Source organism: Stenotrophomonas veracruzanensis, from assembly GCF_032911525.1.
GTDB classification, from domain to species: Bacteria; Pseudomonadota; Gammaproteobacteria; order Xanthomonadales; family Xanthomonadaceae; genus Stenotrophomonas; species Stenotrophomonas africana.
The window spans coordinates 1-14,446 of record NZ_JAWJTI010000059.1; the positions used below are offsets into that span (position 1 = coordinate 1).

At 65.7% G+C, this 14,446-nt stretch carries 12 protein-coding genes; 4 read left to right on the top strand and 8 right to left on the bottom strand.

The features are described 5' to 3' along the window. Window positions 1-158 precede the first annotated feature (158 nt). The 3 genes from R1H25_RS19820 to R1H25_RS19830 all read right to left on the bottom strand — a co-directional run bounded on the left by R1H25_RS19820 (window position 159) and on the right by R1H25_RS19830 (window position 4,399). Complete coding sequence (locus tag R1H25_RS19820) at window positions 159-1,808, bottom strand: phosphoethanolamine--lipid A transferase (RefSeq protein ID WP_317224420.1); 1,650 nt, start codon at window positions 1,806-1,808, stop codon at window positions 159-161. Continuing rightward, entirely contained in the window at window positions 1,805-2,557 is a 753-nt protein-coding gene (locus tag R1H25_RS19825; RefSeq protein WP_317224421.1) for a phosphatase PAP2 family protein, read from the bottom strand. Before R1H25_RS19825 ends, R1H25_RS19820 begins: the two co-directional genes overlap by 4 nt. Window positions 2,558-2,668: 111 nt before the next feature. Beyond that, window positions 2,669-4,399, bottom strand: a complete 1,731-nt coding sequence (locus R1H25_RS19830) for an ArnT family glycosyltransferase (RefSeq protein ID WP_373695575.1) — start codon at window positions 4,397-4,399, stop codon at window positions 2,669-2,671. Between the two features lie 103 nt (window positions 4,400-4,502). Here R1H25_RS19830 and R1H25_RS19835 point away from each other — a divergent pair, with 103 nt between their 5' ends. The 3 genes from R1H25_RS19835 to R1H25_RS19845 all read left to right on the top strand — a co-directional run bounded on the left by R1H25_RS19835 (window position 4,503) and on the right by R1H25_RS19845 (window position 7,863). Then, window positions 4,503-5,216, top strand: a complete 714-nt coding sequence (locus tag R1H25_RS19835; RefSeq protein WP_049445487.1) for a response regulator transcription factor — start codon at window positions 4,503-4,505, stop codon at window positions 5,214-5,216. Next, window positions 5,203-6,489, top strand: coding sequence for a HAMP domain-containing sensor histidine kinase (locus R1H25_RS19840; RefSeq protein ID WP_317224423.1), 1,287 nt, complete (start codon window positions 5,203-5,205; stop codon window positions 6,487-6,489). Before R1H25_RS19835 ends, R1H25_RS19840 begins: the two co-directional genes overlap by 14 nt. 120 nt (window positions 6,490-6,609) lie before the next feature. Then, the gene (locus R1H25_RS19845; protein ID WP_317224424.1) at window positions 6,610-7,863 is read left to right on the top strand and encodes a DUF819 family protein; all 1,254 of its coding nucleotides are present in this window, start codon (window positions 6,610-6,612) and stop codon (window positions 7,861-7,863) included. A gap of 541 nt (window positions 7,864-8,404) precedes the next feature. On the opposite strand, the gene R1H25_RS19850 is transcribed toward R1H25_RS19845, so the two are convergent. Beyond that, window positions 8,405-8,629, bottom strand: coding sequence for a YbdD/YjiX family protein (locus R1H25_RS19850; protein WP_005410613.1), 225 nt, complete (start codon window positions 8,627-8,629; stop codon window positions 8,405-8,407). Beyond that, window positions 8,629-10,710: a carbon starvation CstA family protein gene (locus R1H25_RS19855; protein WP_049445130.1), complete on the bottom strand. Its 2,082-nt coding sequence runs from the start codon at window positions 10,708-10,710 to the stop codon at window positions 8,629-8,631. The genes R1H25_RS19850 and R1H25_RS19855 overlap by 1 nt, the downstream gene beginning before the upstream one ends. Before the next feature lie 215 nt (window positions 10,711-10,925). Between R1H25_RS19855 and R1H25_RS19860 the strand changes: the two genes are divergently transcribed. Continuing rightward, a complete protein-coding gene (locus R1H25_RS19860; RefSeq protein ID WP_049445133.1) occupies window positions 10,926-11,777 on the top strand; it encodes a pirin family protein in 852 nt (283 codons plus the stop codon). 128 nt (window positions 11,778-11,905) lie between these two features. On the opposite strand, the gene R1H25_RS19865 is transcribed toward R1H25_RS19860, so the two are convergent. From R1H25_RS19865 to R1H25_RS19875, 3 genes are all read right to left on the bottom strand, one after another. Beyond that, window positions 11,906-12,367: a hypothetical protein gene (locus R1H25_RS19865; protein WP_317224425.1), complete on the bottom strand. Its 462-nt coding sequence runs from the start codon at window positions 12,365-12,367 to the stop codon at window positions 11,906-11,908. Between the two features lie 197 nt (window positions 12,368-12,564). After that, the gene (gene aqpZ, locus R1H25_RS19870; RefSeq protein WP_032129854.1) at window positions 12,565-13,284 is read right to left on the bottom strand and encodes an aquaporin Z; all 720 of its coding nucleotides are present in this window, start codon (window positions 13,282-13,284) and stop codon (window positions 12,565-12,567) included. Window positions 13,285-13,405: 121 nt separating this feature from the next. After that, window positions 13,406-14,269: a pirin family protein gene (locus R1H25_RS19875; RefSeq protein WP_317224426.1), complete on the bottom strand. Its 864-nt coding sequence runs from the start codon at window positions 14,267-14,269 to the stop codon at window positions 13,406-13,408. Window positions 14,270-14,446 lie beyond the last annotated feature (177 nt).

The window sequence follows — 14,446 nt, forward strand, 5'->3', positions numbered from 1 at the left end:
CGGCATGGATGCCGCGGCCAAGCCCCCATGGATGGGTTTACGGCGTCTCCCGCCACCGGACCCACCCCGCCAAACCACGGATCGCCCGCTTCTGCTGTTGCTTCGGCCGTTGCCGTTGCCTCTGCAGGTGCAGGGCTGCAAGCCCTGCCGAACAACCCTCAACCTTCGCAGTTGGCGAACAGGTCGCGATCACGCTCGTACAGCGAGGTCTTCACCTGCATCAGGCCCAGCACCGACGGGAACAGGTTGTCATGGTCGGTATAGGCTGCCGAACGCTTGCGCACACACTGCAGGTCCAGCCCGCGGCTGCTGGCGAAGCCCGGCGAGAACCACATCGTCATCGGCACCCGGGTCTGCTCGGCCGGGGCGATGGCGTAGGGCACGCCGTGCAGGAACAGGCCTTTCTCGCCCAGCGACTCGCCGTGGTCGGACAGGTAGATCATCGCCGTGTCGTAGTCCTGCATCCCCTGCAGCGTGCCGATGGTCTTGCTCAGGAAGTGATCGGTGTACAGCACGGCGTTGTCGTAACTGTTGGTGATCTCTTCGCGCGAGCAGCGGCCGATGTCACGGGTGTCGCAGGTTGGCTTGAAGCGGGCAAAGGCGGCCGGATAACGCTCGAAATACGCAGGGCCATGGTTGCCCAGCTGGTGCAGCACCACGACGCGGTCGCCGGGCCTGGCACGCACCTGGGTGGCCAGGTCCTGCAGCAGGATCTCGTCCATGCAGCGGCCGTCGGCGCACAGGCCCGGGGTGGTCGCGTCGGACAGCGACTGGAAGTCCAGACCTTCGCACACACCCTTGCAGCCGGACTGGTTGTCACGCCACAACGGTGCGATGCCGGCACGGTTCAATACGTGCAGCAGCGACTGGTGCGCGCGGATCTTCTTCTCGTCGTAGTCGTGGCGGCCCCATGGCGAGAACAGGCACGGCAGCGAAACCTCGGTGCTGGTGCCGCACGAATGCATGTCGGGGAAGTTGATCACCGGTGCCTGGGCCAGTTCAGGGGTAGTGTTGCGACCACCGTTGAGCCCCCAGTTCTGCGCGCGCACGGTCTCGCCCATGACGATCACCAGCAGGCGCGGTTTGCTGGCAGGTGCACGCGGAGTGGCCTTGGCGTCGGTACCGATCGGCAGCTTCGGCGCGCGCTGCACCGGATTGTCGCCACGCAACGCGCGCGGCATGCCCAGCAGCACGTTGGCCGGGGTCGCGAGGTAGCGTACTTCGCGCTGGTTGCGCATCAGCGCCGAGACATCCTGGAACGAGATCAGCGCACCGCCGAGCGCGGTCACCGCAGCCACCACCAGGAAGCCGAGACGCCACAGCAGGCTCCGTCCCCAGCTGCGACGACGCACCTGCACGCGCCACAGCACCGCCATCGGCAGCACCGCCAGCAACAGCACCGGCCACAGCAGCGACACGGTCATCAGCTCGCGGCTTTCCTTGGGGTCGGTCGCCAGCACGTTGCGCAGCATGTCCGCATCCAGGTAGATGTGGTAGCGGCTCATGTAGTGCGCAGCGAATGCAGTCACCAGCAGCAGCAGGCTGATCACCACCTTGGCGTTCCAGCGCCAGACCAGGATGCCCAGCAGCACGCCGTGCGCACCCAGCAGCAACAGCAGCAGCGAGAGCGCGTAGCGCAGGCTGCCCGGATGGCTGGCCATCGCGCTGTGCCAGAACAGGCCGTTGCCGGCCACCGCGAAGAACAGGCTGGTCAGTGCGATCAGTGCTTCGGTGGAGAGCTGCGGCCGCCAGCGGCGAAGGTTCGCCAACGCGGGAAGACGGGCGGGGCGTTGGACCGATGCACTCATGCGTTTGCCTCCTGGCGGTGGGGACGGTCCAACTGATGGCGGATCAGAACATACAGGCCCAGCGAAAGCAGCCAGCAGATCAAAGCGGTCGCAACGTCATGTGAAAGGAAATGCGCGCCCCGCAGCTGCTGGCTGATGCCGAATACCAGGCCGGTGCCAAGGCCGATCCACAACCCGGCCCAGCGCCATGCAGGGCGCCACAGCAAGGCGAAAAAGTACAGGCACACCCATGCGTAACCCGCGCTGGCGTGGCCTGCAGGGAAGCAGGCCTGCGCGGCCATGCCAGCGGGCCGTGCCGTGAAAAGCCCGATGAAAGGCTGGTGGCCGCCGTAGCGCAGCAGGTCCCAGGGGCATTCCATCGGCACCAGCGACTTCAGCAGGGAGATCACACCCGTGCCCAGGGCCATGGCAATTACGACATAAAGCAGCGCCCACCGCAGGGTGCGATCGCGACCCCTTCGCCAGTGGTGGAAGCAGAGCAGGATCGCCACGAGCGCAGCAGCCGTGCTCAGCCACTTGCCGACCTTGTGCACCACCGTGCGGGTGATCCAGGCGTCCTGCAGCGCCCAGTGACCACCCTCCAGGCGGAACAGATGATCGGCCACCCATTGGTCGCCGCCAAAACCCATCAGCAGCGTGAACAAGGGCAGACCGATTGCGACAGGCAGCCAGAGGTGAGTTACGGCAAATCGTGACGCCAGTGACGATGTCGCAAGCGGCGCTACCGAATCAAGAGGACGGACGGGCATGCTGGGATAGGGCGGTTCGGGAATCCGCGGTCATGCTCGTCACCTGGATGTCGGAGAAGGGTCGGACGCTCGTTCGTGCCGGGTTAATGTTCGTCCGGCACGTGTCAACGTTCAGTCTTCTTCTGCGGTCGATCCTGTCCGCTCGGCGTGGCACTCCGGGTTCCATGCGGTACCGGGAAGCAGTTGCCAACGGTTCCTGTTGGCAACACCGATATCGATCACTTTGCTCGTGTCCACGCACGGGCTCATCGCGTCATCCAGCACCAGCAGCCAGCGCTTGTCCGGTGCTTCGGCCAGCCACGGACCGGCGTCGTGCCATTGTTCCGCCCAAGGCCGCTTGAAGCCGAATTCGCGCACTGGCCGGTCCGCCTGGAGCAGGTTCTGCTCGCGCCAGGCCATCAGGGCCAGTTCGGCATCGGGGCCGATCCTGGCGCCCACCCGGCGCATCAATGCCGACGCCGATGCGTAGGGATCCAGCGCCGGGATCAGCACCAGACCGTAAAGCATCCACAGCATGGCGTGGGTCAGCAGCACCAGCGTTGCAGCACGGCGTACCCGCAGCCACACGATCAATGTGGCCAGAGCGATGGCGAAGGTCAGCAGGCCGTCGCCCAGCACCGGAAGCAGGGTATCGGGCATTGCCCGGCGCTCCAGCTGTGCTACGGCCCACGGATGCTCGGTCATCAACATCACGCCCAGCGTGCCAGTGGCCAGCATCAGCACCACGCTGTAGCCGAACAGGTAGCGGCGAACGCACAGGCGGCGCAGCAGGCCGGGCAGCAGCGGCGCCACGGCCAGCGCCATCGCAGGCAGCATCGGCAGCAGGTACACCTCGCGCTTGCCCGGGCTGGCACTGAAGAACACCAGTACCAGCACCGCCCAGCCCAGCAGCAGCCACTGTCGGCGGTCGCCCCGGCGCAGGCGGCGCCACCAGGGCTTGAACAGCATCGGCAACAGCAGGCTGCCCGGCAGCCACAGGGTCAGGATCACCTGCAGGTAGTACCAGACCGGCTGACGATGGTGCCAGGCGTTGGCGTAGCGGGTGCCGGTCTGCTTGAACAGCAGCTCGTGCGCATAAGCCTGCAGTTCTGCACTGGGCGTGTGCAGCAGCGCCCAGCCCAGCGGCGCCAGCCACACCCCGACACCCAGCAGGAAGGCCGGGATCAGCCAGAGCAGGGTTGCCGGATGCGGGCCCTCCACTGTGCATCCGCGGCGGCGCTGGTACAGCCACCAGCCGAACCAGGGCAGCACCATCAGCAGCGGCAGGAAACCCACGCCCTTGGTCACCGTGCCAACGCCTGCGGCAAAGCCGGCCAGCCAAAGCGCGGGCAGGTTGCGGCGTTCACACAGGTGGCGCATCAGCCCCCACAGGGCCACGGTGGTCATTCCCACCAGCACCATGTCGATCTGCGCGCGCTTGGCCATCAGCCCGAACTGCAGGGTGCAGAACAGCGCTGCGAGGGCATAGACGGAGTGCCTGGGCGACCACAGCCGGCGGGCCAGATCCGAGATCAGCCACAGGCTGAGCAGGGCGCCCAGCAACGACGGCAGCAGGAACGACCACTGCCAGCTGCCGACGATTTCGTAGGCAGCGGCCTGCAGCCACATGAAGACCGGCGGCTTTTCCGCGTACAACTCCACGCCGCGGTGCGGCAGCAGCCATTGCCCGCTCTCGACCATGGTCCGTGCCGCCAGCACGAAGCGCGGTTCGTCCGGTGGCTGCGGCTGACGCAGCCCGATACCGGCCGCCAACGCAGCAATGATCAGCAGCCACAACAGGGGCAGGCGCCAACGGCGGGGCAGGGCTACGGGCACGGCAGGCTCCGGGAGCAAAACGGCCATTCTGAGGTGGCGGGGGTGGGAAAAGCGTCAGAGGTGGCCAAGGCGACCGCATTCCGACATGGGCAGCGCTACCATGTTACGAACTTCCGTGGATGTTTCGTGCATGCGTCTGTTGGTGATCGAGGACAACCGCCAGCTGGTGGCCAACCTGTTCGACTATTTCGAGTCGCGCGGGCACGTGCTCGACGTGGCTCCGGATGGCATCACCGGTCTGCACCTGGCCGGCAGTCACCCCTACGATGCGGTGATCCTGGACTGGATGCTGCCGCGCATGGAGGGGCCGGAGGTGCTGCGCCGGCTGCGCGCCGAACATGCGTCGGAAGTGCCGGTGATCATGCTGACCGCACGTGACGAGCTGCCGGACAAGATTGCCGGCTTCCGCGCCGGCGCCGACGACTACCTGACCAAGCCCTTCGCGCTGCCGGAGCTGGAGGTGCGGCTGGAGGCGCTGCTGCTGCGTGCGCAGGGCCGCAACCCGCGCAAGCGCCTGCAGGTGGGCGATCTGGTGCTGGATCTGGCGACGCTGGAGGCCCAGCGTGAGGGCCAAGTGCTGCACCTGTACCCGGCCTGCCGCAAGCTGCTGGAAGTATTGATGCGTGCCAGTCCGGGGGCGGTGACCCGCCAGCAGCTGGAATTCGCTCTGTGGGGCGACGAGCCGCCGGATGGCGACCTGCTGCGTTCGCATGTCTACGAGCTGCGCCGCAGTGTGGACGGACCGTTCGCCGAGAAACTGATCCATACCCTGCCGCGGGTGGGTTACCGCTTGGCCGTGACCACGCCAAGCGACGCCGGCAAGGATGATGATGAAGGCGAGTAAGCCGGGGCCGTTGTACCGGCGCGTGGTGTGGTGGTTGCTGGGCTATCTGGCGCTGCTGTCGGTCGCGGTGTTCAGCGTTGGCAACTACGTGCATGAGCATGCCGAGCACGCTGCCTGGCGTGCACTGCTCAATTCCGAACTGGACAGCATCGTCGAGCATACCGAGCACGAGCCGCACTACCGCTGGCAGGACTCGGACACGCTCAGCCTGTTCCGCTTCGACGAAGGCAACATGCCCGAAAGCGTGCGCACGTTGCACCCGGGGCTGCATGACGGGGTGCCGATCAAGGGGCGACAGACTGCGGTGATGGTGCGTGACACCGGCTCGATGGGGCGGGTGGCGCTGGCGCTGGACATTTCCGACTTCCATGACCTGGAACAGTTCGCCACGCGCTGGGTGATGCTGGCCGGGGTGATCATGATCTTCGTCACCGTGCTGATGGCGTCGTTCGGCATGGAACGCATGGTGCGCCCGTTGAGCCTGCTGGCACAGCACATTGCCGGGTTGCGACCAGGGGTGCAGGGCCAGCGCATCGAGGTCGACCCGCGCGGCAGCTCCGAGCTGCATACCATCGCCGATGCGCTGAACGACTACCTGGACCGCAACGAACAGTTCGTCGAGCGCGAGCGGGTCTTCATCAGTACCGCCAGCCACGAACTGCGCACGCCGATCGCAGTGATGACCGGTGCCGCCGAGCTGGCACTGGAACAACCGGGCCTGCCCGATCGTGCACGCCAGCAGATGCAGCGCGTGCTGCGCACGGCGCAGAGCGTGGAGCAGCTGATTGAACTGCTGCTGGTGCTGGCGCGTGATCCGGCGCGCCTGGCCGCACGTGCCGAGCGCATCGCGCTGGACCAGCTGCTGCCGGAGATCGTCGACGACCATCGCCACCTGCTGGGCGACAAGGACCTGAGCATCGGCATCCAGGCTGCCCCGGTGGATATTGTCGCGCCGCTGGCCGTTGTGCAGGCCGCGATCGGCAACCTGCTGCGCAATGCCATCGAGAACAGTGGGCGTGGCCACATTGAGTTGCGCCTGAGCTCGTCGGCGGTGCTGACCCTGCAGGACCCGGGGCATGGCATGAGCCCGGAGGAAATCGCGGCGATCCACGCACGCATGGCCCGCGGTGAACGTGCTGATCGGGGCGGCGGTATCGGTCTGGACCTGATCGCGCGGCTGTGCGAGCACCTGGGCTGGACCCTGCAGCTGCAGCCCTGCGACCCGCGCGGGACACGCGTCACCCTGGACTTCGGCGCCTCGCGCCCGGCCTGACCGGCATCCCGACCTGCTCCGCGCCGCGGCATGACCCGGCGTGAAGACAGTGTTAATCTCGACCTGCGCCGCTTTATGCGGCGCTTTTTTTTCCCGCTCTTTCGATCGACAGAGGATCCCATGCCGACCGAACCCGCTACTACTGCCCTGATCAGCAACGACATCGTTGGACTGGGCCTGATTGCCGCCACCCTGGCCCTGATCTTCTGGGCCGCCAGTGGTCCGACCCCGTTGCTGAAGAAGATCTTCGCCTGGGTGCCGGCGCTGCTGCTGTGCTATTTCATTCCCGCCATCTACAACACCGCCGGTGTCATCGACGGCCACAACACCTCGCTGTACAACCCGGTCGCACGCGACGTGCTGCTGCCGGCCGCGCTGGTCCTGCTGACCCTGTCGATCGACCTCAAGGGCATTGCCAAGCTCGGCCCCAAACTGCTGATCGTGTTCTGTGCCGGTACCGCCGGCATCATGCTCGGTGCCATCGTCTCGTTCCAGCTGATGAAGCTGATCCACCCCGCAACCGTGGCCGGTGATACCTGGGCTGGGATGGCGGCGCTGGCCGGCAGCTGGATCGGTGGCGGTGCCAACATGGTTGCCATGCGCGAGGTGTTCGGCACCGATGCGACCACCTTCGGCCAGTTCGCGGTGGTCGATGTAGCCTGCGCCAGCCTGTGGATGGCGATCCTGCTGTTCCTGGCCAACCGCGCGCAGCAGATCGATACCCGCAATGGTGCCGATACCCGTGCCATCGACGAGATGAAGGCGCGCATCAGTGCCTACGAGGCACAGAACGCGCGTATTCCCAGCATGACCGACCTGATGGTGATCGTTGGCGTGGCACTGGGCGGCGTCGGCCTGGCCCACGCCATCGCCGCGCCGCTGGCGGGCTGGTTCAAGGCCAATGTCAGCTGGGCCAGCCAGTTCAGCCTGGACAGCCAGTTCGTGTGGGTGATCCTGCTGTCCACCGCGATGGGCCTGGGCCTGAGCTTCACCCGTGCACGCCGGCTGGAAGCGGCCGGTGCGTCGCGGCTGGGCACGGTGTTCCTGTACTTCCTGATCGCCTGCATCGGCATGCAGATGAACCTGCTGTCGCTGCTGGATCGGCCGTGGCTGTTCCTGCTGGGTGCGATCTGGATGGCCACGCATGTGCTGGTGCTGTGGGTGGTGGCCAAGCTGCTACGCGCGCCGCTGTTCTTCTTCGCGATCGGTTCGCAGGGCAACATCGGCGCAGCCGCTTCGGCTCCTGTGGTGGCAGCTGCGTTTCATCCGACGCTGGCCCCGGTGGGTGTGCTGCTGGGCACGGTGGGCTATGCGACCGGCACGGGGCTGGCCTATGTCACCGGCCTGATCCTGAAATGGATGGCCAACGGCTGAGTGGTGCAGCCGGGCTGCGCCCGGCACCCGCCGAAGCGGTAGTGCCGGCCGCTGGCCGGCAGTCTCAACGGCAACAGCCGAAGCACAGCAATAGCGGGCTATCCGTGGGATGGCGAGGTGGGTCCGGTTGCGGGGGACGCCGTAAATACGTCCCTGTAGGCTTGGCCGCGGCATCCATGCCGCGGACACCCCCGCAACCGGACCCACCCCGCCTTCGACAGAGTTCCGCGATCTGCCGGAATGGCATGGCCTGCTCTTGGTGGGTGTCGACCTTGGTCGACACGTAGATCCACGCCATGCGTGGATGCTGTTCGTTCAATTGTCGAAATATTCGATTTCGACGGAGATTCATCCACGCATGGCGTGGATCTACCAGACACCGGAAATCTGTCAAAGGTGGGGCGGTGTCGGATTGCGGCGTCCCCACAATCCGACGCCGCCCCGCCAACCAAACAGAAACCCAGAGCCGACGCTCCGGCCGTTGTCGTTGCAGTTGCTTCTGCGGGCGCCGGGCTGAAAGCCCGGCACCCACACCCAACCCTCAACAGCAGCGACCACCGTTGCGTCCGCCGTAGCGCGCTTCCTGGCGCTCGCGGAAGAACGTCTTGTAGTCCATCGGCTCCTGGTCCGGATGCTTTTCCAGCATGTGCCGGACGTAGTTGTCGTAATCAGGAATGCCACAGCACAGTCGTGCGGTCTGCACCAGGCGCCGCCAGATGCGGCGGTGCGCCTGGTACTGGCCAGCGGGAACCAGTTGCGTGCTCATCACAGATCCACCATTTCATGCGGCTTCAGTGCCACGTACGGGGTTTCGCGGTCAGTGCGCTGCGGATTGCGGCGGGCCGCCAGGATGGTCTTGATCGAATAAACCAGCACTGCGCCCACCACCAGCAGGAACAGCGCGGTCAGACCGGTGTTGACGTAGGCGTTGACCACGATCTGCTTCATCTGCGCCACCGACTTGGCCGGTGCGGTGATCGTGTCGCTGGCGAGCGCGGCCTGGAACTTGTGTGCCTGGGCCAGGAAGCCCTGCGCCGGGTTGCTGTCGAAAATCTTGATGAAGCCGGCGTAGGTGGTGCAGATCAGCAGCCACACGGCCGGTACTGCGGTCACCCACGCATAGCGGTCACGCTTCATCTTGAACAGCACCACCGTGCCCAGCATCAGCGCGATACCCGCCAGCATCTGGTTGGAGATGCCGAACAGCGGCCACAGCGTCTGGATGCCACCGAACGGATCGACCACGCCGGTGTAGAGCAGGTAGCCCCACAGCGCCACGCAGCCGGCGGTACCGATGATGTTGGCGGTCCACGATTCGGTCTTCTTCAGGGCCGGCACGAAGTTGCCCAGCAGGTCCTGCAGCATGAAGCGACCGGCACGGGTGCCGGCGTCGACTGCCGTGAGGATGAACAATGCTTCGAACAGGATCGCGAAGTGGTACCAGAACGCCATCATCGCGTCGCTGCCACTGGGAATCGCTTCGTGCAGGATCTGTGCGATGCCCACCGCCAGTGTTGGTGCGCCACCTGCACGATGCAGGATGGTGGGTTCACCGATGGCCGCTGCGGTCGCGGTCAGCTGTTCAGGCGTGATGGTGAAGCCCCAGGTGTTGGTGATGTAGTGCGCGGCCGACGCGGCGTCGGCGCCGATCACCGCCGCCGGGCTGTTCATCGCGAAGTAGATGCCCGGATCGATGATCGAGGCCGCCACCAGTGCCATCACCGCCACGAACGATTCCATCAGCATGCCGCCGTAGCCGATGTAACGCATGTGCGCTTCATTGGCCAGCAGCTTCGGAGTGGTGCCGGAGGAAATCAGTGCATGGAAACCGGAGACCGCGCCGCAGGCGATGGTGATGAACAGGAACGGGAACATGCCGCCCTTCCACACCGGGCCGTCACCGCTGGCGGCGAACTGGGTCAACGCCGGCATCTTCAGTTCCGGCATCACCACCAGGATGCCGATGGCCAGCGCGATGATGGTGCCAATCTTGAGGAAGGTCGACAGGTAGTCACGCGGGGCCAGCAGCAGCCACACCGGCAGCACCGACGCGACGAAGCCGTAGCCGATCAGCATCCAGGTGATCTGGGTGCCGGTGAAGGTGAACGCCGGGCCCCAGACCGGATCGGCGGCGACCTTGCCGCCGTACCAGATCGCGGCCAGCAGCAGGATCAGGCCAACCACCGAGATTTCGCCGATCTTTCCGGGGCGGATGTAGCGCATGTACACGCCCATCAGGATTGCGATGGGCATCGTCGCGATCACGGTGAACATGCCCCACGGGCTTTCGGCCAGCGCCTTGACCACCACCATCGCCAGCACCGCCAGGATGATGATCATGATCAGGAACGCACCGAACAGCGCGATGGTGCCGGGCACCTGGCCCATTTCCTCGCGGACGAGGTCACCCAGTGAGCGGCCGTTGCGACGGCTGGACAGGAACAGGACCATGAAGTCCTGCACCGCACCGGCCAGCACCACGCCCACCACCAGCCACAACAGGCCGGGCAGGTAGCCCATCTGCGCGGCCAGTACCGGGCCGACCAGCGGGCCGGCGCCGGCGATGGCAGCGAAGTGATGGCCGAACAGCACGTGCTTGTTGGTGGGCACGTAGTCCAGGCCATCGTTGTTGATCACCGCCGGGGTGGCCCGGGTTGGATCCAGCTGCATCACCTTGTTGGCGATGAACAGGCTGTAGAAGCGATAGGCCACCAGGTACAGCGAAACCGCGGCGACGACGATCCACAGGGCATTGATGTGTTCGCCGCGGCGCAGGGCCACGGTGCCCAGACAGAAGGCGCCGAGCAGGGCGAGTACCGCCCAGCCTATTTTGGAAAACCCTTTCATGAGGTGCTCTCTCCCGGAAAGACAGTCAAAGAGTCCCGCGTGCCCTCGGCAGGGTCAATTGGCACAGGACGAATCGGCGGTAGTACTTTGGTCGTACGCAGGGCGTGCTGACGTGCAGCGAACATCAGGGATGGAACAATCGGTTGCGGCGCCGTCCATTGGCGTGCGGCCATGTAGCGTCCATCTTCAGTGGCATCCATCCAACAGGAGTCGCCATGAGCTTTCCCGAACCGGTCCGCGTACTGCGCACCATCCGTGGCATGCCCACCTCCGACGGTGCCGGCGTGCGCCTGACCCGCGTCATAGGCGGCCCGACGCTGCCGGACCTGGATCCGTTCCTGCTGCTTGATGAGTTCGGTACCGACCGTGCCGAAGACTACATCGCAGGCTTTCCCGAGCATCCACACCGTGGTTTCGAGACCGTCACCTACATGCTCGACGGGCGCATGCGGCATCGCGACAACCATGGCAACGAAGGCCTGCTGACCCCGGGCAGTGTTCAGTGGATGACCGCTGGCCGTGGCCTGGTGCATTCGGAGATGCCCGAACAGGAAAGCGGGCAGATGCGCGGTTTCCAGCTGTGGGTGAACCTGCCGGCGAAGGAGAAGATGACCGATCCGAAGTACCAGGAGTTCGCGCCGGAGCGCATCCCCGTGGTGCAGCCGGAACCTGGTGTGGAAGTGAAGGTGATCGCCGGCAGCGTGGACGGTACCCATGGGCCGATCGTGCAGCCGGCCACCGAGCCGCTCTACCTGGACATCACGTTGGCGCCGGATCGCGCCTGGACCTATGCGCTGCCGGAAGGGCACAACGCGTTTGCCTATGTGTTCGAAGGTGCGGTGACGGTAGGTGAGCAGGACGCTGCGCGTGACGTGGCACGCCAGGAACTGGCGGTGCTGGGCGGCGGAGAACAGCTGCACCTCTCGGCCGGCAGCGAAGGCGCGCGGTTGATCCTGGTGGCCGGCCGTCCGCTGCGCGAGCCGGTGATGCGGCATGGTCCGTTCGTGATGAACACGCGGCAGGAACTGATGCAGGCCTTCGTCGATTTCCAGGAAGGCAAGTTCTGAGGTAGTTCCGGCCGCTGGCCGGCAGCAGCCTCGGATAATGGCGGATCGAGGTGCCGGCCAGCGGTCGGCACCCCCCTGTAAGCGGGCCGTATTTTGGGGATGCTGCCAGGCAGTCATCCCCGTCATGCTCAGCGCCCGGCTGCCACGGCCGATGGCGTCAGGCTCATGCCCTGCGCCAGCTGCTGCAGCGAGCCCAGTTCCTGCGGGCTGTCCGGATACAGCGAAATCTGCGCGTAACGCCCTTTGTCGAGCTTGACCACGCTGATCCGGCGTTCGGCATAGCCCGGCGGCTGCTGGCCACCGAGGTCGGGCTGGTACCAGTAGAGTGATTCACCGCCGAAGCTGCCCTTTTCCTGGCGCAGCGAGCGGTTCAACGGAATGGACGGGTCACGTGCGCTGAGCATCAGGCTCAGTACCTCACGGCCATCTCCGGTACTGGCGCGGCAGACCAGGAAATCGGCCTGTGCCTGCTGTTGCCACTGCAGGCCGCTGCTGGCCGGCAGCGAAGGACATTCGGTGGGAGCCTGTGCAGCCGCGGCCTGGGCCACGACAAACAGCAGGCTCGACAACACTACAGGCGCGAACTTCATGCATCCCCCAAGGTGGTGTGTCGTTTGGCGCCGCCGGATGGGCGGGCGGCGTTGGCATCCCATCCCCGGATGCCACCCCGGCCGGCATGTGCACGGACGGTCAACTCAACCTTAACGGAACGTGAGCGATCGCACAAATTGCGGTTACAAGCGTAACCATTGCGGCCGATGGTCGGCCGCAAGGGTCCACACAGGCCTCAGCGGTCGTTGCCGATCCACTTGTAGATGATGCCGCCGATCGCGCCGCCCAGAAGGGGAGCGACCCAGAACAGCCACAACTGGCTGACCGCACCGCTGCCGGCGAAGAACGCGACGGCGGTGGAGCGGGCGGGGTTCACCGAGGTGTTGGTGACCGGGATGCTGATCAGGTGGATCAGGGTCAGCGACAGGCCGATCGCCAGTGGCGCGAAGCCGGCCGGTGCCTTGCCGTGGGTGGCGCCCATGATCACGATCAGGAACACCGCCGTCAGCACCACTTCGCACAGGAAGGCGGCCGCCACGCTGTAGCCGCCAGGAGACAGCGCGCCATAGCCGTTGCTGGCGAACGCACCGGCCTGACTGCCATCGATGGCGAAGCCACTGGCGCCGGAGGCGATCTGCAGCAGAATGAAGCCGGCCAGCAGGCCGCCGGCGACCTGGGCGATGATGTACGGGATCAGGTCCTTGGTCGGAAAACGGCCGCCGGCCCACAGGCCGACACTGACCGCCGGGTTGAAGTGCGCGCCGGAGATATGGCCGAACGCATAGGCGCCGGTCACCACGGTCAGGCCGAAGGCCAGCGCCACGCCGAGGAAACCGATACCCAGCGGATTGCCGTCACCTCCGAACTTGGCGGCCAGCACCGCACTGCCACAGCCACCCAGAACCAGCCAGAACGTGCCGAGGAACTCGGCCGACAAGCGTTTACCCATGCTCATGTGTTGCACTCCTTTGACGGTCTAAAGTGTGATTTATGTCACATTTCAGTGATCAGCGGGTGACTGTAGCGTCAACGCCGGGTGCAGGGATACACCTTCGGATGTGTGCAACACGCGATGTTCAATACTGCGGCAGCGGGATGAACTCCTTGTCGTCGCCGGGGATGGTCCCGAAGCGGCCGGCTTCCCAATCGTGCTTGGCCTGCTCGATGCGCTCCTTCGAGCTGGAGACGAAGTTCCACCACAGATGACGCGGGCCATCCAGCGGCTCGCCGCCGAACAGCATCGCCTTCACCGGCGTCTTCGCACGCAGGCGACCTGTCGCACCGGCTTCGGGGATCACCAGATGCTGGGCGGGAATATCCACGCCATCCAGCTGCGCCTCTCCTTCGAGGATGTACAGCGCGCGCTCGCGGTGGCCATTGTCGATATCGATCTCCGTATCCGGGTCGAGGTCGATCGCTACGTTGAGGGTGTCGGCGAACACCTTCACCGGCGATTCCTCGCCATAGGCGCGGCCGGCGATCACCCGCAGCCAGACACCATTGCGGCGCTGCTCGGGCAGGGTGGCCGCGGCATGGTGGTAGAACGCCGGCTCGATTTCCTCATGCGACTTCGGCAGTGCCACCCAGGTCTGCATGCCATGGATCGGGTTGTCGTGATCTCGGTCCGGTTGCGGCGTGCGCTCGGAATGGGCGATGCCACGGCCGGCGGTCATCCAGTTGACGTCACCGGGGCGGATCACCTGGTCCGAGCCCAGCGTGTCGCGATGGCCGATGGCGCCCGACCACAGGTAGGTGACCGTCGCCAGGCCGATATGCGGATGCGGGCGCACGTCGATGGCGGTGCCGGGGTGCATGAGTGCCGGGCCCATCTGGTCGACGAACACGAACGAACCGATGCTGCGCGCCTGCAGGGTGGGGACGGCGCGACGGACTTCGAGGCCGCCGATGTCGTGCACGCGCGGGGCGATGATGGTGGTCATGCGGGCGTTCTCGCTGGCAGGGATCAGGTGGTCAGCATCGCACGCAGCTGTGACGGGGACATGCCCCGTATGGGTAACAGGTTGTTCCAGCCAACGGCGCAGCCCCTCGTGGCTGGCTGCTCGGCCGCGTAAAGCAAAAGCCGCGCTTGGCCGGGCGGGGTGGGTTCGCGGGGGACG